Genomic DNA, 21853 nt, shown 5'->3' with positions numbered 1-21853 from the left:
GCGTCGGCATCATGGCTGACATCTCCACCCCGGCGGCGCTCTCCCCACGCGGGGCAGGCGCGCTCCCCGCCGTGGGGGCGAAGCGGCGGCGCAGTGCCCGGCTGAGCCAGCGGATCAACATGGCGGTGGGGCTCGTCTCCATCCCGCTTTTCCTGATGGTCTGGCAACTGATCGCTCAGGCGAGGATCGTCAATCCCATCCTCTTTCCCGCGCCCACCGAAGTTGCGCGCGCGGCGATGGAATGGGTCACGAGCGGCCTGTTCGTCGAGGACGCGGTGGCGAGCCTGAAGCGCGTGGCGACTGGCTATTTCGTCGGGTCCGTCGTCGGCGTGGGATGCGGCCTGCTCACGGGGCGCTCCGCCTTCTTCTCCGGGCTGCTCGGTCCGCTGTTTCAGGTGCTGCGGCCCATCCCGCCCATCGCCTTCGTCTCCATCGTCATCCTGTGGTTCGGGCTGTCGGAGGGCGGGAAGGTCTTCCTGATCGTCTGGGGTGTGTTCTTCACCGTCTGGCTGTCCACCCATCTCGGCGTCCAGAAGGTGGATCAGGGACTGGTGCGCGCCGCCCAGATGCTGGGCACGCCACGCCGCCGGCTCGTGGGCGAGGTGGTGCTGCTGAGCGCGCTGCCCTTCATCGTCGTGGGCCTGCGCACGGCGGTGGGCATTTCGTTCTACACGCTGGTCGCGGCGGAATTGGCGGGCGCGTTCGCCGGCATCTTCTATCGCATCCAGCTGGCCCAGCAGAACATGCAGACCGGCCTCGTCTTCGCCGGCCTCGCGGCGCTGGGCCTGATCTCCTTCATCGCCGATCGCTGCTTCGCGATGATGGCGCAGCGCCTGGTATGGTGGCGATGAGCATCATTTCCATGATCCGCAAGCCCGTGCCTGTCCCGTTGAGGGAGGGCGGCGAAGTCGAGATCGACGTGCGCGATGTCACCATCGCGTTCGAGCGGGATGGCGGCGAACTCGTTCCCGCCGTGGACCGGGTGTCCTTCCAGGTGCGCCGCGGCGAGTTCATCTGCCTGCTGGGGCCGTCCGGCTGCGGAAAGTCCACCCTCCTCAATGCCGTTGCCGGCTTCGAGACGCCCTATGAGGGCGAGGTGGTGGTGGGCACGAAGGTCGTCACGGGGCCGGGGCCGGATCGCGGCGTCGTGTTCCAGCAGCCCCGGCTGTTCCCCTGGAAGTCGGTGCGGGCGAACGTGGCGCATGGCCCGCGCATGGCCGGAAAATCGCGCGCCGATGCCGGGGCCATTGCCGACGAGTTGATCGAGATGGTCGGCCTTTCGCGCTCCGCCAAGGCTCTTCCGCACACGCTCTCCGGCGGCATGCAGCAGCGCGTCGCCATTGCCCGCGCGCTCGCCAACCGGCCGAACATCCTGTTGATGGATGAGCCGTTCGGCGCGCTGGATGCCCAGACCCGCACCGTGATGCAGGAGGGCCTGCTGCGGCTGTGGGCGCAACTGGACACCACGATCCTCTTCGTCACGCACGATATCGACGAGGCCGTGCTGCTGGCGGACCGGGTGCTCGTCATGTCGGCGGGGCCGGGGCGTATCGTCCGCGACCTTGCCGTGGACCTTCCGCGTCCGCGCACCATTGAAACAACACTGGGTGCCCGCTTCCAGGCGCTTCGCCGGGAGTGTCTCGACCTCATCCGACAGCAGAGCCAGAAGGCCTTCGAAGGGACCCACGATGCTTGACAAGGTTGCCCCCACCGTCCGCCCTCCGCGAAGCGGCTTCGCGACCGCCCGTGCGGCTCTCGCCGACGGCGCGGATCCGGTGGCGCTGGTGCTTGATGCGGCGGATCGCGCCCAGGCGGCCGCTGGGGATGGCATCTTCACAGCTTTGGTGCCCCGGGAGGAGGTGGAGAGGAAGGCCGCTGCCGCCGCTGCCCGCGCGAGGGCCGGCGAGGCGCTCCCGCTGCTCGGCCTCACCTTCTCGGTGAAGGACAATCTGCACGTGGCGGGGATGGCGACGACGCTCAACTGCCCCGTGGTCGCCATGGCGCCGGAGGAGAGCGCGCTGGCCATCAGCCGCCTGGAGGCGGCCGGGGCGGTGCTCATCGGCAAGAACACCATGGACCAGTTCGCGACGGGCCTGAACGGCACGCGCAGCCCCGATCCCCTGTGCCGCAATGCGCTCGACCCCGATTTCATCCCCGGCGGGTCCAGCTCCGGCTCCGGCGTCGCCGTGGCGGCCGGCATCGTCTCCTTCTCGCTGGGCAGCGACACGGGTGGCTCGGGACGCGTTCCCGCGGCCTGCAACGGCATCGTTGGACTGAAACCCACGCTCGGGCTCGTGAGCACGCGCGGCGCCGTCTACAACAGCCGCCTGCTGGACTGCATCCCCATCTTCGCGGCCAATGTGGACGACGCGAGCGAAGTCCTCGGCCTGATCGCCGGCTATGACCCGCTCGATCCCTGGAGCCGCCGCGATGCGGACACCATCGGGACCGCGCCCGTGCAGGCACCGTCCACACGCCTTGCCATTCCGCGCCGGGACCAGATGCGCTTCTTCGGCGACGCTGTCGCCGAGGCCGCGTTCGACACCAATCTCGATCGTCTGCGCGGGCTCGGCTACACGCTGGAGGAGATCGATTATTCCCCCTTCGAGGAGGCCGGGCGGCTGGTGTTCCAGTCGGCGCTCGTGGCCGAACGGCTCGTCGAATATGACGAGGTCATCACGGCCCATCGCGACGCCATCCACCCCGCGGCGCTCGCCGCCATCGAGCCGGGGCGGGGTTATTCCGCCAAGCAGGCCTTCGAGACGATCTACCGGATGCGGGAGCTGAAGCGCGCCGCGGAAATCGCGCTCGCCGACTATGCCGCGTTCGTGGTGCCGACAGTGCCGACCATCTACACCATCGACGAGATGCTGGCGGACCCCATGGTGCGCAACGCAACGATGGGCACCTACACCTATTTCGTGAATCCCATGGACCTGTGCGCCGTCGCGGCGCCCGGCGCCCCGGCCCGGGCGGGGCTGCCCTCTTCGCTCAGCTTCATCTCTCTCGCGGGGCGCGATGGTGTGGTGGCGGGCCTTGCCCGGCAGTTTCAGCAGGCGGACTGAGAGGGGTGAGGCTCGCAGACACCGTAGCCCTCCGCCGAAGCCAGTAGGCGAAGGCGGGGGGCTACGAGCGAGCGTGCGACGGGGCCGGGGCAATCGCATCCCGTCCCCTCAGGCGATCACGACAGCGCCGTGGCGTTCTGCTGGTGGGCGAACGCCTTCAGCGTCTCCGACCGGATATGCGCGAAACATTCCCGCTTGATGGCGAGGAACGTCTCCGAGAACTGCACCTCCGGCGTGCGAGGGCGCGGGATGTCCACGCGGATGTCGGCGACGATGCGACCGGGATTGGCGCTCATGACCACCACGCGGTCACCGAGGAAGATGGCCTCCTCGATGTCGTGGGTGATGAACAGCACGGTGGTGCGGAACTCCGCCCAGATGTTCAGGAGCGCTTCCTGCATCATCGCCCGCGTCTGGGCATCCAGCGCGCCGAACGGCTCGTCCATGAGCAGCACGCGAGGATAGTTGGCGAGCGCCCGCGCGATGCCGACCCGCTGCTGCATGCCGCCGGACAGCTCGGACGGATAGTGCTTCTCGAACGCAGCCAGACCCACGAGGGACAGGAAGGTCCGAGCCCTCTGCTCGGCCGTCGAGGTGCTTCCGGTGGACATGAGGGGGCCGAAGGCGACGTTCTCCAGCACGCTTTTCCAGGGGAAGAGCGTCGCCTGCTGGAACACCATGCCCCGGTCTGCGCCGGGGCCTTGGATGGTCTCGCCATCGACCTCCAGAAGCCCGCGCGCGGCGGGCACGAAGCCCGCCACCGCATTGAGCACCGTGGACTTGCCGCAGCCCGACGGGCCGAGCACGCAGACGAATTCGCCCGGCTCCACGTCTAGGTCGAAGCGCTCCACCACCGTGCGCCGCGCCGCGCCCTCGCCATAGGCGATGGAAATGTCCTTCAGTTGCAGCCGCCCGCGCCCCGGCGTCGGGGCGAGGTGCGTGGGCACGGGAAGGGGCGGGGGCATCGACATCGCATCCCGGCCGGCGCTCATTTGCCGAGCGCCTTCGCGAGGTAGGACGGATCGATGAAGGCCGCGTATCCCGCCCGGTCCATCACCGTGGGGAGCCGCCCCTGGTCCTTCAGGAAGGTCGCGGTGGCGAGCACCGTGTCGGCGAACTGGCCGATCTGGCCGGGCGTGCCGAGATAGTCCTTCGTGATCTGTTCGGGGCAGGGCACCATGGTGGTACCCTTCATCATGCGCTCGGCGTCCTCGGGCGGCAGGGACAATTCCTTGGCGATGATGTCCACCGTCTCCTTCGGGTGCTTCAGCCAGTAGTCGATGCCTTCGCATTCCGCCTTCACGTAGGCGACCACCTGATCGGGATACTTGGCGGCGAAGTCGTTCATCACCACGCCCACGTCCCATGTGGGATAGCCGCGCTTCGCCATCTCCCCGCTGGTGAGGAAGATCTCGCCGCCATTCTTCACGATCTTGTCGAGGTTGGGCTCCCAGATCCAGGCCGCGTCGATGTCCTTGCGCAGCCAGGCGGCGACGGCATCGGAGGGCGAAAGGTCGATGAGCTTGACGTCGGTGGGGTTCACCCCCGCCTCCTTCAGCGCCGCGATGAACAGATAGTGGGTGGTGGAGCCGAAGGGGGCGGCCGCCGTCTTGCCGGCGAGGTCCTTCAGGGACTTGATGTTCTTGTCGGAGCGCACGGCGAGGGATTCCACCGGGCCGAGCATGTTCAGCACGAAGATGCCCTTGTAGGGCAAGGCGCGGGTGGCGCCGATGGTGAAGGGCGGATTGCCGACGCCGCCGAAATCCACCTGGTTCGCGGCCACGGCGCGATTCATGTCGCCGCCCGAGCCGAACTTGACCCACTTGATGGGCACGCCGGATTTCTCGTGCAGGCCCAGTGCCTTGGTGACGAGCTGGGCATTGACGAGGTTGAGATAGCCGATGGTGATCCCCTCCGGCTTCTGCTGCGCCTGCGCGCCCGCCGAAAGGCCACACGCGAAGGCAGCGGCGAGCAGAAGAGAGGCCGTGCGTCGAAGCGATTTCATCTCAGTCTCCAGTCGGCGGGATAAGGATCAGCGGAAGCGCCAGGGCGTGAGGGCCCGTTCGGCGAGGCGGATGAGGAAGTCGAGCGCCATGCCGGTGAAGGCGAGGACGAACAGGCCCATGATGACGATGTCGCCGAGCAGGAACTTGCTGGCGTCCCAGATCATCCAGCCGAGGCCGGCGGTGGCGGCGACGATCTCGGCGGCCACCAGGACCGTGTAGGTGAAGCCGAGCGAGATGCGCATGCCGGTGCAGATGCCCGGCATGCAGGCGGGCAGGAAGACGTGTCGGAACAGCTGGCGCGAGTTGGCGCCGAGGCTCTTGGCCGCCTTCACATAGCGCGGATCGACGCTGGCCGCCGCGTGCATGGAGCTGATGGTCAACGGGGGCAGGGCGGCCAGGAACAGGATGGCGACCTTGGAGGCATCGCCGATGCCGAGCCACATGACGATCAGGGTGTAGAGCGCCAGCGGCGGAAGGGGCCGGTAGAATTCGATCACGGGATCGAACACCGCCTTCACGTCCCGGCTGAGCCCCATGACGATGCCCAGCGGAATGCCCACGAGGCAGGCGAGCGCATAGCCCGCCAGCACGCGGTAGAGGCTGGCGATGAGATGCTCGTGCAGCAGGCTGCCCTGGTAGCCCACGGTGGCGGTGCGAACGAAGGCGTCCCAAACCGCCTTCGGCGAGGGCAGGAACAGGGGATTCACCCACGCATAGTGGGCCGCGAGCCACCAGAGGGCGAAGAGCGAGGCCGCGGTGAGGGTGGTGAGGAGCCGTGTGCGGGGCAGGGCGGCCCGCAGCCGAGCCGGCAGCAGCTTCGGCCGTGCCGCCCTCTGCGCGCGCTCGGAAGCGGTCTCCACGGCGGTCATTCCTCGACTCCCAGAAGGTCCATGACGGTGAGCGCGAGGATGCGGGTTGCCGCGACCGCCTTGCCGATGTGGATGCTCTCGTTCACCGGCGCCCAGCCGTCTTCGCCGGGGCCGAAGGTGACCGCCTTGAAGCCGCGCTCGGAGAAGCGGATCGTGTCGTTGAAGGCGTTCTTGCGGTAGAGCTTCGGCTCGCCGGAGAGCACCTCGCCATAGGCCTTGCGCAGGGAGCGGACGGGCTCGGCATCCGCCTCCTGTTCGCCGGTGCCGTCCACGAACAGCGCGCCGGGGAAAGGCCGGGCCTCGGCCTTCAAGGTCGGGTCGGCGGCAAGCGCACCGGCGATCACGCGGTTGATGTCCGCCATCACGCTGTCCCGCGTCATGCCCGGCAGGATGCCCACCACGCCGAGCACCGCCTTGCAGCTGTCCGGCGTGAACTGCATCTCACGCGGCACGCCCCCGGCGATGCGCAGCACCGTGACCATGGGCGGCGTGCCGCCCGCGTGCGGGGCGGGGGTGTGGGCGAAGCTCATCTTTTCGAGCTGCGGCAGCAGCTCCATCATCTTGGTGATGGCGTTGATGCCGGTATCGGGCCGCCACAGATGGGTCTTGATGCCGGAGGTCTCCACCTCCACGAGGAAGTTGCCGCAATTGGCGATCGCGATGCCCATGCCCCAGCCGCCATCGGGCGCGGTCCAGGCCGTGGGCTCGCAGACGATGGTGTAGTCGGCGGCAAGTCCGCATTCGTCGAGCAGGAAGATGGAGCCGTCCGGCCCGTTCTTCTCCTCGTCCGCCGTGTAGACGCATTTCAGCGTGCCCTTGAGGCGCACGCCGGCGGCCCTGATGGCTTCCACCGCCAGCAGCGTGCAGGCGAGGTTGCCACGGGTGTCGGAGGTGCCGCGGGCATAGAGCAGGTCGCCGTGGCGCGTCGGCCGGAACGGATGGCCGCCGGTCATGGTCCAGGCCGCCCAGTCGCCGGCGGGATAGGTGTCGAGGTGATCGTTGAGGATGAGGGATGGCCCCTCAGTCTCGCCGGGAAGGTCGGCGGTGACGTTGAGCCGGTGGGGCGTGCGAGCCTTCAGGTCCACGGTGAAGCCGAGGGCCGTGAGCTTGTCGGCGAGGAGCAGGGCGATGCCCTCTTCCTTCCCGCCCGGCAGGTCCGGGTCGAGCGGATTTTCCGCCTCGGGCTGGCCGGCCGGGATCAGCTCGCAGGCGAGAGCGAGCCAGGCCCTTTCGGTGATGAAGGACAAAACCGCGTCGCGCAGGGGCAATGCGGCGGGCTGGGAAGACAGTGCGACGGTCATGGCATCCTCGAAAGCGCAACAGTGCTGAGCAAGCGGGATGCCAATTGCCGGGATGAACGTTATCGCATTGAAAGGACTGGCGGTTTCGTAATTGCAAAGGAATTGCCTTTGAGCGGCACCCGCTCATTTTCGCGCCCGGATTCAGGGGCGCGCTTAATCAAGCGGCCATTAATTTATCAAATCGACATTCTTTATTTAACGGCAATTTGTTGCTTGTGTTTCCGTGGGCTCCAGACGCCATCCTCCTGAAACAGGCGGTCAGCGCTCGCCGGCATGTTCCAGCTGCGCGGGGCGAGCGCTTCGGGCTTCAGGATGACCATCAGGCCGCGGCGGTTGGTGAGGATGCCCTCTTGCTGCATCCGGCCGAGCTGCACCGTCACCCATTGCCGGGTTGCCCCGATGAGCGCTGCCAGATCGGCATGGGTGAAGGCGGCGGCGATCAGAATGCCGCGCTCGTCCTTCACGCCATAGGTCTGGGCGAGGTGCTGGAGCAGTTGCACGAGCCGCTGCGCGACGGATCGCGTGCCCAGCATCTGTGCGAAGGCAGAGTAGCAGCGGGCCTTGAAGACGAGGGCGTCGATGATCCCGATGGCGAGGTCCGGCACCTGTCGCGCCAGCTGCCGCAGGCCTGCGCCGGGCAGGAACATCAGCCGGCTCGGCCGCATGGCGGTCGCGGCCCACATGTGCGTGCCGCCGCCGAAGACATCCGGCCCGCCGACGAAGTGGCCCTTGGACCAATAGGCCAGCGTGATCTCGCGTCCCGAGGGCGCCACATAGAAGCTGCGGATCTGCCCGTCCTCGATCACCACGATGCCGTCGTGGCGCTCTCCCTGGCGAAACAGGGGCTCGCCGGTTGCAAGGCGCATCTCGTGCCCATGCTGCCGGACGATGGCTTGATCGACCTCCGAGAGCCGTTCGATCAGGCTGGCCTCGCGGCGCAGAGGCATCTCCCATTCCGCCAGCAGAATAGGGGCGTCGAGACCCTCTCCCTCGACGTCATCTTTCGCCATTGGCCCTCGTCTGATGCTCTTTGCGCGCGTCCAGGTGCGCGAAGGTAGCGTGAAGGGCGGGGGATGACAGCCGCGTCATCCCGAAAAAGTTCGGCATCCCATGGTGGATCGACGCTGGGCATTCCGTTTCGCCGGCGGGCGGGATATGAGCGGTCCCAACCTCACTCCACCGCGAAGCGCTCATGTCCGATATGTCCACCTCCTTGGAACCCCGGGTTGCTCTTGTCACGGGCGCTGCGCGCGGCATTGGCCTTGCCGTGGCGCGCAAGTTCCTCGCCGACGGCTGGCGGGTGGCGCTGCTCGATATCGAGGCCCAGCTTCTGCAGGATGCGGTCGCCGCCCTTGAGGAGCCGGAGCGGACGCTTGCTTTGGTCTGCGACGTGGCGGATGCAGCGGCGGTGACGGAATCGGTGCAGGCGATCGAGGCCCGGTTCGGCCGGCTCGACGCGCTGGTCAACAATGCCGGCATTGCCGTGTTCAAACCGATTCTCGAGACCACGGACGAGGAGTGGAGCCGCGTGCTCGACGTCAATTTGTCCGGCCCGTTCCACTGCACCAAGACCGCCGCGCCGCTGATCGCGCGGCAGGGCGGCGGGGCCGTCGTCAACATCACCTCCATCTCCGGGTTGCGCGCCTCGACCCTGCGGGCCGCCTACGGCACCAGCAAGGCTGCGCTTGCCCACCTCACCAAGCAGCTCGCGGTGGAGCTCGCGGGCATCGGCATCCGCGTCAACGCCGTGGCGCCGGGGCCGGTGGACACCGCCATGGCGAAACAGGTGCATTCGCCCGTGATCCGCGCCGACTATCACGACGCCATCCCGCTCGCCCGCTACGGCCTGGAAGAAGAGCTTGCCGAGGCGGTGCTCTTTCTGTGCGGCGACAAGGCGAGCTACATCACCGGGCAGGAACTCGCCGTGGACGGCGGCTTCGACGCTGCGGGCATCGGACTGCCGACCCTGCGCGGTACCGCCCGCCGGGGGTGACCTTTCGATCTCGACGGACCGCCGGCGCCGGTATCCGGTGAAAGGGCGAGGGCCTCTGGCGAGGAACCTCACCCCCATTCAGCCGTAGGGACGCCGCCTGTCTGGTCTTCAGCCGTCGCCGCGTGATTGCAGGCTGAACGACGGCACCCGGTCCAGATAGAGCTGAATACCGGGCGCCGCGCAGTGCGTCAGGAGCCGACTAACGTCGTCAGGTGCGTCGGGTCGGCTTGCCTTTCGGCTTTCCTTTGGGCCTTCCCTCGAACGTGGTCGGACGCGGGCCTTTCGGCGGGCGTTCGCCTTTGCCTTGACCCGCCGGCCTTGCCTCGCGTGGCTTCTCGTACGCGGTCTTGCCGCGCTCCGCTCTGCCATCGGCAGATTTGCCCGGCGCGGGTCCGTTGCGAAAATTCCGGCCGCGTGCGGGCTTTTCGGATGGTGGCAGGCCGCCCTGCGGCCTCCCGCGGCCGGGACGCTTCGGTTGCTCCGCGGGCTGGCCGGGCATCGGCTCGATGACGACGTCGTCGCCGTCCGCCTTGCGGGCCCCCTTGATGAAGCGGTCGGCGGCGGCGAGGCTCACCTCGAAGGCGGTCTCCTCGTCGAAGATGCGGATGACGCCGATCTCCTTGCGCGTCACGTTCCCGCGCCGGCAGATCAGCGGCAGCAGCCATTTGGGATCGGCATTGTTGCGGCGCCCGACATTCAGGCGGAACCAGACACTGCCGGCGCCCGATCCGCCGTCGAAATCCCGGCCGGCCGCCCGGTCGCGCGCGGCACGGGGCTCGCCCGGGTCGGCGACCTCCTCCGGGGCCGGCAGGCCAGCCCGGTAAAGGCGCGCCAGCGCGGCGGCCAGATGCTCGGGCGAATGGGCGGCGAGCAGCGCAAGGCCGGCGCTCGTATCCTCTTCGCTCGGCTCGTCGGTGATGAGGGCGTCGCGCAGCATCCGCTCGTGGTCGAGCTTGCGGATGTCCTCGGAGGTGGGCGGGCCGGACCATGAGGGCCGGATGCCGATCGCCCGCATGAGATCCTCGGCCCGGCGCCGGCGAAACGGCGGCACCAGAAGCACGCTCACGCCCTTGCGCCCCGCCCGTCCGGTGCGGCCGCTGCGGTGCTGCAGGCTTTCGCCATCGTTCGGCAGGTCGGCATGGATGACGAGGCCGAGGTTCGGCAGGTCGATCCCGCGCGCGGCAACGTCGGTCGCGACACAGACCCGCGCCCGCCCGTCCCGCAGCGCCTGCAAGGCGTGGTTGCGCTCGTTCTGGCTCAGTTCGCCGGACAGCGCGACGGCCGAGAACTGCCGCTCCTGAAGCATGGCGTGCAGCCGTCGCACGGTCTCGCGCGTGTTACAGAACACGATGGCGCTGGGGGTATCATAATAGCGCAGTACGTTGACGACCGCGTGCTCGACCTCGGTCGGCGCGACGCGCATGGTGCGGTACTCGATGTCCGCGTGTCCGCCTTCGGCCCCCGCCACCTCGATGCGCAAGGCGTCGCGCTGGTAGCGCTTGGCGAGCGCGATGATCCCGCGCGGCATTGTCGCGGAGAACAAGAGGCTGCGCCGCTCCGGTGGGGTGGCGTCGAGAATGAATTCGAGATCCTCGCGAAAGCCGAGATCGAGCATCTCGTCGGCCTCGTCGAGCACGGCCACGCGCAGCGCCGAGAGATCAAGGCGCCCGCGTTCCAGATGATCGCGCAGGCGGCCGGGCGTGCCGACGACGATGTGGGCCCCCCGCGCCAGCAGGCGCTGCTCCTGCCGCGGGTCCATGCCGCCGACGCAGGAGACGATGCGGGCGCCGGTCGCCGCATAGAGCCATGCGAACTCGCGCTGCACCTGCAGCGCCAGTTCCCGCGTGGGCGCCACCACCAGCGCCTGCGGCACGCTCGCGAACTCGAAACGCTCGGCTGTGCCCAGCAGTGTCTCGGCCATCGCCAAGCCATAGGCGACGGTCTTGCCGGACCCCGTCTGGGCCGACACCAGAAGGTCGCGACCCGACGCCTCGGGCGCCAGCACGGCGAGCTGCACCGGCGTTGGGTTGTCGTAGTCCCGTTCGGCCAAAGCGTGCGCGAGCGCTGGATTCGTCGTCAGGAAGGGCACGGCTGGTTCCGCCTATCTCGCAATATCGTCAGGCGTCGAAGGGGAGCCGTCGGAAAGCATCTGGAACGCCTTCCTAATAGGCCGGGAGTTCATATGCCACCGCCGCCAGGGTGCGCTTATAAGGCGCATGGCGGCATTCTCATAAAGCTGCCGCCAAAGATCGCCGACGGCAAGAGCCGGTCGCGGGCCTCATTCCGGACGCGCCGGCGGTAGTCGGTAGGGCTATTCGGCGGCACCCGCTTGCAGTTGCGCAGATACCTCGCGCGCAATGGCGGCAGCCGTGCCCTGCAACGCCTCTGAATGTGCCGAAAGGGCATCGTCCAGGGAAAGCGCCGATCGGATCCAGATCATCGATACAACCGCCTCCACGCGGTCGCCGATCATGACAGGGGCCGCAATGCTGGAGGTCTTCGGCCGGAACTCGCCGCCATCGCGCACGGCGACGGCGCGCCGTCGCGTATCCTCGACCATGCGTTTCAGCCAGGTCTCATCGAGGAAAGGGCGGTCCTCGGGATCGTCGATGCGGCGCAGGTGATCGAGGATCATCACCCGCTCCTCCGGCCTGCAGAAGGCGAGATAGGCCCGGCCCGCCGAGGTGCGCAGCATGGGCAGGCGATAGCCGATCATGCCCCGGTCGATGGAGAGGGGGCTGCGCGTGTGGGTGGTCTCGTGGATCACCATGGCGGCGTTCTCGTAGACCGTCAGGTCGAGCGGCCAGACGAGACGCGGTCCGTGCTCGCCGAACACCGGCCCCGCCGCCTGGCACACGCGGGAATGCGCGGCATAGCCGTCGCCGAGGCTGGCGGAGAGGCGCGTGACCCGCACCTGCGACGAGGAGGCGGAGAAGGCCACATAGCCCTCTTCCTCCAGCGTCTGCAGCAGGCGGTAGACGGTGGGGCGGGGGATGTCGAGGGCGCGGGCGATGGCGGCGGCACTGGTGCTGCCCACCGCATTGATGTGGCGGAGCACGGCGAGGCCGCGGCGCAGTGCGCGCACGCTGTCGGTGCGGTCCTGCGCCCCCGCGCCGTCGTCAGCCGGTCGCTGTCCCATGGTCCGGCCCCATCCTCGGCGCTCCCCCTCGGCCGGACGAGCCGGTCGTCCCGCCATGCTACACGCGATGGGCGGGCGCTGCCCAGCCTGCGCCGGCCCGGGTGGTACCGGGCCGGCCGGGTCCGGCCTCAGGCCTTCTCAGCCACGACGGGGTTGCGCAGCACGCCGATGCCGCTGACTTCCACCTCCACCACGTCGCCGTCCTTCATGAAGAGTTTGGGCGTGCGCCGCGCGCCGACCCCGCCGGGCGTGCCGGAGACGATCACGTCGCCGGGCAGCAAAGGCAGGATGGTGGAGGTGTAGGCGATCAGCGTGGGGATGGGCGTGATCATCAGGTCCACGGTGGTGCGCTGCACCTCGGCGCCGTTGAGGCGGGTGGCGAGGGTGAGGCGGGTGGGATCGCCGATCTCGTCGGCGCTCACCATCCACGGGCCGAAGCCGCCGGTGGCGGCAAAGGTCTTGCCGGGCATGAACTGCGAGGTGTGGCGCTGCCAGTCGCGCACGCTGGCGTCGTTGTAGCAGGCATAGCCCGCCACATGGGACAGCGCATCGGCCTCCGAGATGCGCCGGCCGCCCTTGCCGATGATGACGGCAAGCTCGCCCTCATAGTCGAACTCGTCGGATTCCAGCGGCTTCACCAGCGCTTCGCCGTCGCCCACCTGGCTGCCCGCATAGCGCGCGAAGAGCATGGGATTGGGGGTGACCGTGCGGCCCGTCTCCACCACGTGGTCGTGATAATTGAGGCCGACGCACACGATCTTGTCCGGGTCGGGAATGACCGGCGCCAGCGTCACGTCGGCGAGGGCGAAGTCCGCCGGCGCGCCGACCAGAGCGGCGGCGCGGTCGAGACCGCCGGCGATGAAGGTGCGCAGCGTCGGCGCCTCGGGGAAGCGGCGGGCGAGATCGACGATCCCGCCCTCGGTCACGAGGCCGTATCCGGCCTTGCCGGCATGGGTGAAGGACGCGAACTTCATGGGGGCAAACCTTTTCCTGGAACGTTTCGGGATGTGAGAGAGATCAGGCGGCGGAGGCCTGTGCGGGGTCGGCGGGTGCCAGCGCATCGGCCATGGCAGCCAAGTCCGCCTCGTCGGCCGCGCTTCCGGCCACGTAGCGGTCGGGGCGGACGAGCACCGCCGCCGCGCTGGCTACATCCAGCAGCGGGCCGAGGTCGGGACAGTCGGCCACGGTGACGACGGCGATGCCGGACGCCTCGAAGCGCTGGCGCACCCGCTCGGCGGCAGCGCGCCAGAGCTGGTCTCGGCACAGCAAGGCGAAGCCGAAGCCCACGGCGTCGTCCAGCCGGCGCCCGTCGGCGAGGCGGGGCTGGGCGAAGCGGCTGCCGGCGATGTCCACGCGGCCGATGGCGAGGCCCGGTCCCAGCTGGGGCACCCGGCTGCGCAGGCGCACCACGCCGTCCGCATCGCGGAAGGCGGCGTTGAGGGCCGCCTCGGTGCCGCAGGTGTTGATGAGGCCGCCGAGCCGCACCGCGGTCTCGATATAGGCATGGGCGTCCGGCGCCCGCTCGCTCTGGTAGGTGTCGAGCAGGCAGTCCTGCGCCCGTCCCTTCACCACCGCCTCGAGCTTCCAGGCGAGGTTCGCCACGTCGCGGACGCCGGAGCACATGCCCTGGCCCATGAAGGGCGGGGTCTGGTGGGCGGCGTCGCCCGCCAGTAGCAGACGGCCAGCGCGCCAGCGCTGCGCCACCGCCGAATGGAAGGTATAGACCGCCGCCCGCTCCAGCTCCGCCTCATCGGGCCTGAGCCACGGCGCCAGCAGCGACCAGACCTTCTCGGGATGCACCATGACGCGGCCGTCCTCCTCGGGCAGGACGGTGATCTCCCAGCGGCGGCGGTCGCCGGGGCCGCGCACATAGGTGGCGGGGCGTGCGGGGTCGCAATACTGGATGGTGTGATCGCCCAGCTCGGGCTTCGGCCGCCGGAGCACCGCGTCCACCACCAGCCAGCGCTCGTGGAAGCCCAGGTCGTCCATGGACGAGCCGATGAAGCGGCGGACCAGCGAGCGGGCGCCGTCGCAGCCCACCACATAGCGGGCGCGGGCCTGCTGGAGGCGGCCGGTGGCGAGGTCCTCGTAGCGGACCGTTACCCCTTCAGCGTCCTGCTCGAAGGCGAAGGCGTCGCAGCGCGTGCGCACCCGCACGCTGGGGAAGCGCTTGAGGCCGTCGCGCAGGGTCCGCTCCAGGTCCGGCTGGTGGAAGCGGTAGCTGGCGTGCCAGCCGAATTCGCTCACCTCCTGCGGGCGCGGCCAGTCCATCAGCAGCGCGCCGGTCGCGTCGACGAAGCGCATGCCGGGATTGACCCGCAAAGACGGGATGATCTCGTCCGCAAGGCCGATGGTCTGGAACACGCGCATCACCTCGTCGTCGAAGTGCACGGCGCGTGGCAGGTGATAGGCCTCGGTCTCACGTTCGAGCACGAGGGTGGAGACGCCCTGAAGGCCGAGCAGGTTGGCGAGGGTCGCGCCAACGGGCCCGAGGCCGATGATGACGACGTCGAAACGATCCGGCGTGCTGCCGTTTGCCTCGGGCATGGTTTTCCCCGTGTTTGGGCCGGACTGATCCCAGAGCGGGTCTCAGCCGGCAATGAAGCCGGCCCTGGCGTCCGCCTGGCGGACATCGGTGCGGTAATGAGGGCCTGCGGGAGGCCGGAAGCGGAGTCCCGCAGGGGCTTGGATGGGAAGGGCGGCGGTCAGCCCGCCAGCCGGCTGTAGAGCCAGGGGCAGTCCACCACGTCCGGCGACCTGAGGCCGTTCGCGGCCGCCGTGAGGCGCATGTTGCGCAGGCGGGCGCGCGGCTCCTCGGGCAGGTAGAGGCGCTCGTGCCCCCAGAAGCTCGGGCCGGCGAAGGTCTCGTGCGGCTCCCAGGTGGCCGGATCGATCACCCGCCCGCCCCAGCCGTTCTCCACGAAGAAGCCGGAGGGCGAGTTGGCGTAGAAGGAGGTCATGAAATCGTTGGTGTGGCGCCCCAGCGTGTAGGCGAGGCGCCCCTCCTGCAGCTCGGCAAGGTCGTAGCCCTGGCCCACGTCGTCGAGATTGTTGAACTCGATCATGAAGTGGTGAAAGCCGGTCTGTCCCGAGCCCACCATGGCGAGGCTGTGGTGACGCCCGTTCACGTGGAAGAAATAGAGCGGATAGGGGGTGAGCCCGTAGTCGCTGATGTGGAAGTCCAGCAGGTCGCGATAGAAGGGCAGGAGCGCGTCGATCCGCACCGCGTGGAGCACGGCGTGCCCCATGCCGAAGGGGCCGGTGCGAAAGCCCGAGATGGGGCGGCCGGGCACGAAGGGATCGCTCGCCCGCATGGGGTTGAAGAACAGCTCGACACTGTTGCCGTCGGGATCGGCGAAGGTGATGAGATCCTCGACGAAGCGCCGGTCCGCCAGCGACCGCGCGCCCCGCGTCACCGCGACGCCGGCGGCCTCGAGACGCGCGGCGAAGCGGTCGAGATCCGCCTTCTCCTCCACCTCCCAGCCGATGGCGGCGATCACCGCGCCCGGCTCGTTCACCACGAACAGCCGCTGGCGCTGGTCGTCCATGCGGAAGGTCGTCTGGGCGCGCGTCGAGTCCACCGCCTGCATGGCGAGGAGGCCCGAGGCGAAGGCGTTCCAGTCGTCCATCCTGTCCGAGCGGATGCCGAGATAACCGAGCGCGATGACGCCCATGACGGTGGTCCTCCGGGTGGGGGTGGGTCTTGGCGGCGGGGCGCGGCCTCAGGCCGGCGGCAGCGCCGAGGCCGAACGGGCGGGGATGAGGAAGCTGCACCAGAAGGTCAGCGCCGCCGACGCCGCGATGTAGAGCGCGGGGGCCGAATTCATCCCGGTCTGGGCGATGAGCGCGGTGGCGGCCAGAGGCGCGAAGCCGGAGAGCAGCGTGACGCTCACATTGTAGGACAGAGCGATGCCGGTGAAGCGCACCTGCGTCGGGAAGAGCCCGGCGAGGATGCTCGGCCAGATGCCGCTCGCCAACGAGAACACCAGCGACAGCAGGCTCAGCACCAGGACGATGCTGGCGCCGTGGTTCGCCATCAGCGCGAACAGGGGAACCACCACGACCACCATGCCCAGCGATCCGGCCCGCAGGATGAGGCGTCCGGGCACGAAGTCTCCGGCCCAGCCGGCGAGGATGAGGCCCACGGAGCTGACCACCAGCGCCACCGTCATGGCCAGCGCCACGTCGGGGGCGGGATAATGCAGTGTCTTCACCAGGAAGGCGGGCACGAAGCCGTAGAGCATGCCGTTGAAGCCGGCGATGATGGCGGCGACGCCGGCCGCCACCAGAACCGAGCGACCGTGATGGCGCATCAGCTCCCGCAGGGGATGCCGTGTCGCCTTGCCGTGGAGGTTCACGAATTCCGGCGATTCCTCCAGCTTGCGGCGCAGCGCGAAGCTCACGAGGCCGATGACGCCGCCGAGTAGGAAGGCGATGCGCCAGCCATAGTCCGCCACATCCTGCGGCGGCAGGGCGTACTGGATGCCGAGATTGACCAGCGTTGCGATGAGCACGCCCACATTGACGCAGAAGATGATGAAGCCGCAGGCCAGGCCCGCGCGGGCGGGCGCCGCCTCCACCGCATAGGTCACCGCGCCCGGCAGCTCGCCGCCGAGGCAGATGCCTTGCACCAGGCGGAAGGCCACCAGCAGCAGCGGTGCCGCGATGCCCCAGGACTGGTAGTTCGGCAAAAGGCCGATGGCGATGGTGGCAAGCGTAGTGAGGCCCAGCGAGCCGATGAAGACCGGCCGGCGGCCATAGCGGTCGCCCAGAATGCCCAGCACCGCTCCGCCGAATGGCCGGGCGAGAAAGCCGAGGGCCAGCACCGAGAAGGAGAGGATCAGCGAGACATAGGGATCATTCGCCGGGAAGAATTGTGCGGAGATATACTGAACGAAGATGCCATAGATGATAAAATCATAGAATTCGAGCGAGCCGCCGAGGCTCGCGAGGAAGATGATGCGCCACTGCGCCTTGTTGAGGCTGGGCGTGGCTTGCCCGGAAAGGGGATAGGTGGCGTGCGTCATGGATCCTCGGGGCCTCCATATTATCTATGGGCTGTGTTTGTGCTACGAGACATGCGCGGCGCCGTTGGCCCTCGCTGCTTCTGCGCAGGCGACAGCCGACGCCGCCTGGCCGGGGCCAGGGTGCGATCTTCGGGAAGTCTCGATAGAGGGCGCGTGCGCCCGTGGCGTCCTTAGGTTCCGAACCTGCGCTGCATTTCGGAACATGGCAGCTTGGCGTGGCCACCAGTCATGTCGTCCTCCCCGTGTTCTTTTTCTTGTCTTGGGTTAGGACGCCGGGCGATCTGGCAACAGCGTATTATCTCGAGTGTCCGCGTGGCGGACACGCCGCGTCGCGGCGACGGTGTGCGCTGCGCCCCTGACGCTACCTGAGGTGTTGCCGGTGCAATCCCGGCTTCCAGACCCAACGGGACAGGCGGCGCGAAGGCCGGCCTATCGCAGCGCGCGCATGGCGCGGACGATCCAGTCGATCTGCGGCGCGTAGTGCGAGCGCACATCCTGGCTGCGGCAGGCGAGGTGGTAGGAGAAGATGCCGGGCACCGAGAGGTCGAACAGACGGACCAGTTCGCCCGTCCGCAGATAGTCCCGCACCACGAGGGAGCGCGCCATGGCGATGCCCTGGCCGGCGAGCGCACCGCGGATGGTGAGGGCGATGTCGTCCAGCAGCGTCGACTGGGTGGGGTAGACGATGGGCAGGTTGGCCTTTTCCAGCCACAGGTTCCATGTCACCTGCGAATGCAGCAGCAGCGGCACCTCGGGCATGCACTCCAGCGACAGGTCCGGGTAGCGCGCGAGAAAGGCGGGGCTGCAGACCGGAAACACCTCCTCGTCCGCGATCTTCTCCACGATCATGCCGGGCACGTCGCCGGTGCCGTAGACCAGCGCGATGTCGGTGTCATCCGGGCATTTCTCGTCGAGGTCCGCGAGGCTCGTCATGCGCAGCACGACGGGGCCCAGCACCTGCTTGAACTCATTGAGGCGCGGCAGCAGGAAATGCTCCGCCAGCGCCACCTGGAGCGACAGGTTCAGCATCTGCGGCCGCGGCACCGCCTGGGCATGGGCCACCGCATAGGCCTGGCTGAGATAGTCGAGCGCGCGCCGGGTCTCGGCCGCGAGCGTCCGCCCGGCGACCGTCAGCGCCATGCGGTTGCCCTGCCGCGTGAACAGCGGCTGGCCGACGGCCTCCTCCATGGCGCGGATCTGGTGGCTCACGGCGCTGTGGGTGATGCACATCTCCTCGGCCGCCGACGTGAAGCTGCCGAGGCGCGCCGCCGCCTCGAAGCAGCGCAGCGTCTGGAGCGAGGGCAGGGAGCGATAGAGTTGAGACATTCCAGTTTCACACGCGGCCACGGACAAATGCCCTTGAGGCATGGGGCCCCGCCGCGCGCATGTCAATTCCGCTCACATCCCGCTTGAAAATTCACCAATTGCGGCCCGCACCCGCCATTCCTATCAAGGTCCAAAGCCCTGTCCGCCAAGGCATTTCGTGGCCGAGGCGGAAAGGCCCGCGCAAAAGGCGCGGCAAGCAATAATCGTGGAGGAATACCGATGAGCCTCGATGTCTCCGGCAGCCGCCCCGCGGCCGCCGGCACACGCTGGTATGTGGGCGCCACCAAGGCCCAATGGCAGTCGTTCTGGTCCGCCTATCTCGGCTGGGCCCTCGACATCATGGACCTGCTGCTGTTCGCGATGCTGATCAGCCACATCAGCGCGGACCTCGGCATGGAGCGCTCCACGGCCGGCATGATCGCCTCGGCGAGCCTCGTGGCCACCGCCTTCGGCGGCCTCGTCTTCGGCTTCCTCGCCGACCGCATCGGCCGCACCCGGTCCATGGTGCTCTCCATCCTCTGCTATTCGGTGGGCACCCTGCTGTGCGGCTTCTCGCAGAGCATCGCGCAGCTGTTGCTGTTCCGCATGGTGGTCGGCCTCGGCGTCGGCGGCGAATGGTCGGCGGGTGCCGCGCTCATCACCGAGACCTGGCCCGCCCAGCATCGCGGCAAGGTGATGGCGTGGGTGCAGAGCGCGTTCGCCTCGGGCTATGCGCTGGCGGCCATCGTCGCGGCGGTGCTGCTGCCGACGATCGGCTGGCGCGGCGTGTTCTTCTTCGGCATCGCACCGGCGCTGCTCGCCTTCTGGATCCGCCGCCACACGCCGGAGCCGGAGATCTGGAAGCAGCAGACCCGCCGCTTGACCTTCGTGGAGACGGTCAAGATGCTGAGCGGCGAGCATGGACGCAGCACGCTGGTGTGCTTCGCGTTCACGGCGGCGGCCATGTGCGGCTACTGGGGCCTGTTCACTTGGATTCCCACCTGGCTCGCGACCCCCGTGGCCAATGGCGGCCCCGGCCTCGACCTCGTGAAGTCCACCACCTGGATCGTGGTGATGCAGGTGGGCGCGGCGCTCGGCTTCATCTCCTTCGGCTATGTGGCGGATTCGCTGGGCCGCAAGGTGGCCTTCATCGTCTACTTCGTGCTGTCGGCCATCGCGGTGCCGGCCTACACGATGATTTCGAGCCCCACGGTGCTGCTGGCCTTCGGCCCGGTGGTCGCCTTCTTCGGCACCGGCTTCTATTCCGGCTTCGCCCCCACCTTCGCCGAGCTCTTCCCCACCAACGTGCGGGCCACGGCGCAGGGCTTCATCTACAACGCGGGACGCGCGGTGAGCGCCCTCGCCCCCATGATGGTGGGCTTCCTCTCGGCGGGCTACGGCCTCTCCGGTGCGCTCGCCTTCACCGCCGGCTTCTTCCTGCTCGCCGGCCTCATCGTCCTCATCTTCCTGCCCGAGACGAAGGGAGCCAAGCTCCAATGAATGCCGTTACTCCCGCGCCGTCCCGCAGCTTCGATTTCGAGGACTGGCTCAAGGCCGCGCAGGCTGCCCGCCGGATCGACCTCAGCCACCCGATGCAGAAAGGCATGCCCATTCATCCGGCGCATCCGCCCTTCCACATCACCCTCAACAACCGGCACGGCGACGTGCTGCGCTCCTGCGGCCATTCCTCGTCCAACGAGCTGATGGTGACGAGTACCCACTCGTCCACCCACATCGATGCCCTGTGCCACGTCTCCGAGCATGGCGCGCTCTACGGCAAGTATGATGCGGGCCGCGAGCAGCAGGGCACCGGCCTGTTCAAGGTGCACGGGGCGGAGACCATCGCCCCCATCTTCCGTCGCGGCGTGCTGCTCGATGTGGCGCGCGCGCTGGGCGTGGATGCGCTCGATCCCGCCCATGAAATCACCGTCGCGGAACTGGAGGCGGCCGAGGCCGCGTCCGGCACGCGGGTCGGGGAGGGCGATGTGGTGCTGGTGCGCACCGGCTGGGCCGCCTACTGGCAGGATTCGCCCAAATATCTCGGCCTCGATTCCGCCGGCGCCCCCGGCCCGGGCGTCGAGGGCGGGCGCTGGCTGGCGGCGCGCAAGCCGTTCTCCGTGGGCTCCGATACGTCGGCGTTCGAGGTGATGAACCACCACAACATCACGTTGGAGGTGCACATGATCCTCATCGCCCAGAACGGCATCCACATCATCGAGAATCTCACGCTCGACGAGCTGGGCGCGGCGGGGCAGGGCTCCTTCGCCTTCGTCGCCCAGCCGCTGCGGATCACCGGCGCCACGGGCTCGCCGGTCCGTCCCCTCGCCCTTCTGTGACCACGAGCCGGAACACGCATCCATGATGACCGAAGAGGAGCGCCGCCTCGGCGCTGAATCGATTCTCAAGGCCGAGCGCGAGGGCAAGCCCGTCGTCCAGCTCAGCCGCACCTTCCCGCACATGGAGATCGAGGACGCTTATCGCGTGCAGGATCTGTGGGCGCAGGCGCGCATCGCCAACGGCGCCCGCGTGGCCGGGCACAAGATCGGCCTCACCTCCCGCGCCATGCAGATGGCCTCGAAGATGACCGAGCCGGACTATGGCCGCATCCTCGATGACGCGCTGTTCAATGACGGCGCCCAGATCCCCGCCGCGCGCTTCATCAAGCCGCGTCTCGAGGTGGAACTGGCCTTCGTGATGGGCGAGGACCTCGAAGGGCCGGGCGTGCGCATCTATGACGTGATGCGCGCCACCGAGTTCGTCGTGCCGGCGCTGGAGATCATCGACTATCGCACCGAGGTGCCGCGCGCCATCGTGGACACCATCGCCGACAACGCCGCCTTCGCCGCCATCGTGGTGGGTGGCCGCATCATCCGCCCCATGGACATCGACATCCGCTGGGTGGGGGCGACGCTGAGCAAGAACGGCATCATCGAGGAGAGCGGCGTCTCGGCCGCCATCATGGGCCATCCGGCCGCCGGCATCGCCTGGCTGGTGAACAAGCTCTCCGCCGTGGGCGCGAAGCTCCAGAAGGGGCAGATCGTGCTGGCGGGGTCCTTCACCCGGCCCGTGGACATCGCCGCCGGCGACGTGATAACCGCCGATTATGGACCGGTGGGCGCCATCAGCGTCTCCTTCACCTGAGGCTTTC

The 21853-nt window shown here is 68.5% G+C and carries 19 protein-coding genes; 7 read left to right on the top strand and 12 right to left on the bottom strand.

The features are described from left to right. Positions 1-11: 11 nt before the first annotated feature. From D7006_RS17335 to D7006_RS17325, 3 genes are read left to right on the top strand one after another with little or no spacing between them, the layout of a single operon-like run. Positions 12-851, top strand: a complete 840-nt coding sequence (locus D7006_RS17335) for an ABC transporter permease (RefSeq protein ID WP_237353918.1) — start codon at positions 12-14, stop codon at positions 849-851. After that, a complete protein-coding gene (locus tag D7006_RS17330) occupies positions 848-1696 on the top strand; it encodes an ABC transporter ATP-binding protein (RefSeq protein WP_237353917.1) in 849 nt (282 codons plus the stop codon). The genes D7006_RS17335 and D7006_RS17330 overlap by 4 nt, the downstream gene beginning before the upstream one ends. Beyond that, positions 1689-3065, top strand: coding sequence for an amidase family protein (locus tag D7006_RS17325; protein WP_237353916.1), 1377 nt, complete (start codon positions 1689-1691; stop codon positions 3063-3065). Before D7006_RS17330 ends, D7006_RS17325 begins: the two co-directional genes overlap by 8 nt. 116 nt (positions 3066-3181) lie before the next feature. On the opposite strand, the gene D7006_RS17320 is transcribed toward D7006_RS17325, so the two are convergent. The 5 genes from D7006_RS17320 to D7006_RS17300 form a co-directional block, all read right to left on the bottom strand. Next, entirely contained in the window at positions 3182-4030 is an 849-nt protein-coding gene (locus D7006_RS17320; protein ID WP_237353915.1) for an ABC transporter ATP-binding protein, read from the bottom strand. A 23-nt stretch (positions 4031-4053) separates the two neighbouring features. Next, a complete protein-coding gene (locus D7006_RS17315; RefSeq protein ID WP_237353914.1) occupies positions 4054-5070 on the bottom strand; it encodes an ABC transporter substrate-binding protein in 1017 nt (338 codons plus the stop codon). Between the two features lie 27 nt (positions 5071-5097). After that, positions 5098-5940 (bottom strand): ABC transporter permease, encoded by an 843-nt coding sequence (locus D7006_RS17310; protein ID WP_229643690.1) that lies wholly within the window; start codon positions 5938-5940, stop codon positions 5098-5100. Further along, a complete protein-coding gene (locus D7006_RS17305; protein WP_237353913.1) occupies positions 5937-7241 on the bottom strand; it encodes a M20 family metallopeptidase in 1305 nt (434 codons plus the stop codon). Before D7006_RS17305 ends, D7006_RS17310 begins: the two co-directional genes overlap by 4 nt. A gap of 191 nt (positions 7242-7432) precedes the next feature. Further along, positions 7433-8251, bottom strand: a complete 819-nt coding sequence (locus D7006_RS17300) for a Crp/Fnr family transcriptional regulator (protein ID WP_237353912.1) — start codon at positions 8249-8251, stop codon at positions 7433-7435. 191 nt (positions 8252-8442) lie between these two features. Between D7006_RS17300 and D7006_RS17295 the strand changes: the two genes are divergently transcribed. Next, on the top strand, positions 8443-9234 hold the full coding sequence (locus tag D7006_RS17295; protein WP_371745123.1) for an SDR family NAD(P)-dependent oxidoreductase: 792 nt from the start codon (positions 8443-8445) through the stop codon (positions 9232-9234). A 208-nt stretch (positions 9235-9442) separates the two neighbouring features. Here D7006_RS17295 and D7006_RS17290 read toward each other — a convergent pair whose 3' ends face one another. From D7006_RS17290 to D7006_RS17260, 7 genes are all read right to left on the bottom strand, one after another. Beyond that, the gene (locus tag D7006_RS17290) at positions 9443-11323 is read right to left on the bottom strand and encodes a DEAD/DEAH box helicase (protein WP_237353910.1); all 1881 of its coding nucleotides are present in this window, start codon (positions 11321-11323) and stop codon (positions 9443-9445) included. A 222-nt stretch (positions 11324-11545) separates the two neighbouring features. Continuing rightward, on the bottom strand, positions 11546-12373 hold the full coding sequence (locus D7006_RS17285) for a DNA-binding transcriptional regulator (RefSeq protein ID WP_237353909.1): 828 nt from the start codon (positions 12371-12373) through the stop codon (positions 11546-11548). Between the two features lie 128 nt (positions 12374-12501). Next, complete coding sequence (locus D7006_RS17280; protein ID WP_237353908.1) at positions 12502-13347, bottom strand: fumarylacetoacetate hydrolase family protein; 846 nt, start codon at positions 13345-13347, stop codon at positions 12502-12504. Between the two features lie 43 nt (positions 13348-13390). Beyond that, on the bottom strand, positions 13391-14920 hold the full coding sequence (locus tag D7006_RS17275; protein ID WP_237353907.1) for a bifunctional 3-(3-hydroxy-phenyl)propionate/3-hydroxycinnamic acid hydroxylase: 1530 nt from the start codon (positions 14918-14920) through the stop codon (positions 13391-13393). Between the two features lie 158 nt (positions 14921-15078). Further along, positions 15079-16047 carry a VOC family protein gene (locus tag D7006_RS17270; protein ID WP_237353906.1) on the bottom strand — a complete coding sequence of 323 codons (969 nt, stop codon included), beginning with the start codon at positions 16045-16047 and terminating at the stop codon, positions 15079-15081. Between the two features lie 48 nt (positions 16048-16095). Continuing rightward, complete coding sequence (locus tag D7006_RS17265) at positions 16096-17400, bottom strand: MFS transporter (protein ID WP_237353905.1); 1305 nt, start codon at positions 17398-17400, stop codon at positions 16096-16098. 429 nt (positions 17401-17829) lie between these two features. Continuing rightward, complete coding sequence (locus tag D7006_RS17260; protein ID WP_237353904.1) at positions 17830-18726, bottom strand: LysR family transcriptional regulator; 897 nt, start codon at positions 18724-18726, stop codon at positions 17830-17832. Between the two features lie 219 nt (positions 18727-18945). On the opposite strand from D7006_RS17260, the gene D7006_RS17255 reads away from it, so the two are divergent. From D7006_RS17255 to hpaH, 3 genes are read left to right on the top strand one after another with little or no spacing between them, the layout of a single operon-like run. Continuing rightward, on the top strand, positions 18946-20205 hold the full coding sequence (locus tag D7006_RS17255; protein ID WP_169123093.1) for an MFS transporter: 1260 nt from the start codon (positions 18946-18948) through the stop codon (positions 20203-20205). After that, positions 20202-21041 (top strand): cyclase family protein, encoded by an 840-nt coding sequence (locus D7006_RS17250; protein WP_237353903.1) that lies wholly within the window; start codon positions 20202-20204, stop codon positions 21039-21041. The genes D7006_RS17255 and D7006_RS17250 overlap by 4 nt, the downstream gene beginning before the upstream one ends. Before the next feature lie 22 nt (positions 21042-21063). Next, on the top strand, positions 21064-21846 hold the full coding sequence (gene hpaH, locus D7006_RS17245; protein WP_237353902.1) for a 2-oxo-hept-4-ene-1,7-dioate hydratase: 783 nt from the start codon (positions 21064-21066) through the stop codon (positions 21844-21846). Positions 21847-21853: the final 7 nt, after the last annotated feature.

This window comes from Xanthobacter sp. YC-JY1 (assembly GCF_021730305.1).
In the GTDB taxonomy this organism is placed as follows: Bacteria; Pseudomonadota; Alphaproteobacteria; order Rhizobiales; family Xanthobacteraceae; genus Xanthobacter; species Xanthobacter flavus.
Note: the sequence above shows the minus strand (reverse complement) of the source record. Positions and strands in the feature narration are given on the sequence as shown.

What these genes read in the sequence shown, in the direction of transcription:
- D7006_RS17335 (WP_237353918.1), top strand. Translation starts at nt 12, where the DNA reads ATGGCTGACATCTCCACCCCGGCGGCGCTCTCCCCACGCGGGGCAGGC.
- D7006_RS17330 (WP_237353917.1), top strand. Translation starts at nt 848, where the DNA reads ATGAGCATCATTTCCATGATCCGCAAGCCCGTGCCTGTCCCGTTGAGG.
- D7006_RS17325 (WP_237353916.1), top strand. Translation starts at nt 1,689, where the DNA reads ATGCTTGACAAGGTTGCCCCCACCGTCCGCCCTCCGCGAAGCGGCTTC.
- D7006_RS17320 (WP_237353915.1), bottom strand. Translation starts at nt 4,030, where the DNA reads ATGCCCCCGCCCCTTCCCGTGCCCACGCACCTCGCCCCGACGCCGGGG.
- D7006_RS17315 (WP_237353914.1), bottom strand. Translation starts at nt 5,070, where the DNA reads ATGAAATCGCTTCGACGCACGGCCTCTCTTCTGCTCGCCGCTGCCTTC.
- D7006_RS17310 (WP_229643690.1), bottom strand. Translation starts at nt 5,940, where the DNA reads ATGACCGCCGTGGAGACCGCTTCCGAGCGCGCGCAGAGGGCGGCACGG.
- D7006_RS17305 (WP_237353913.1), bottom strand. Translation starts at nt 7,241, where the DNA reads ATGACCGTCGCACTGTCTTCCCAGCCCGCCGCATTGCCCCTGCGCGAC.
- D7006_RS17300 (WP_237353912.1), bottom strand. Translation starts at nt 8,251, where the DNA reads ATGGCGAAAGATGACGTCGAGGGAGAGGGTCTCGACGCCCCTATTCTG.
- D7006_RS17295 (WP_371745123.1), top strand. Translation starts at nt 8,443, where the DNA reads ATGTCCACCTCCTTGGAACCCCGGGTTGCTCTTGTCACGGGCGCTGCG.
- D7006_RS17285 (WP_237353909.1), bottom strand. Translation starts at nt 12,373, where the DNA reads ATGGGACAGCGACCGGCTGACGACGGCGCGGGGGCGCAGGACCGCACC.
- D7006_RS17280 (WP_237353908.1), bottom strand. Translation starts at nt 13,347, where the DNA reads ATGAAGTTCGCGTCCTTCACCCATGCCGGCAAGGCCGGATACGGCCTC.
- D7006_RS17275 (WP_237353907.1), bottom strand. Translation starts at nt 14,920, where the DNA reads ATGCCCGAGGCAAACGGCAGCACGCCGGATCGTTTCGACGTCGTCATC.
- D7006_RS17270 (WP_237353906.1), bottom strand. Translation starts at nt 16,047, where the DNA reads ATGGGCGTCATCGCGCTCGGTTATCTCGGCATCCGCTCGGACAGGATG.
- D7006_RS17265 (WP_237353905.1), bottom strand. Translation starts at nt 17,400, where the DNA reads ATGACGCACGCCACCTATCCCCTTTCCGGGCAAGCCACGCCCAGCCTC.
- D7006_RS17260 (WP_237353904.1), bottom strand. Translation starts at nt 18,726, where the DNA reads ATGTCTCAACTCTATCGCTCCCTGCCCTCGCTCCAGACGCTGCGCTGC.
- D7006_RS17255 (WP_169123093.1), top strand. Translation starts at nt 18,946, where the DNA reads ATGAGCCTCGATGTCTCCGGCAGCCGCCCCGCGGCCGCCGGCACACGC.
- D7006_RS17250 (WP_237353903.1), top strand. Translation starts at nt 20,202, where the DNA reads ATGAATGCCGTTACTCCCGCGCCGTCCCGCAGCTTCGATTTCGAGGAC.
- hpaH (WP_237353902.1), top strand. Translation starts at nt 21,064, where the DNA reads ATGATGACCGAAGAGGAGCGCCGCCTCGGCGCTGAATCGATTCTCAAG.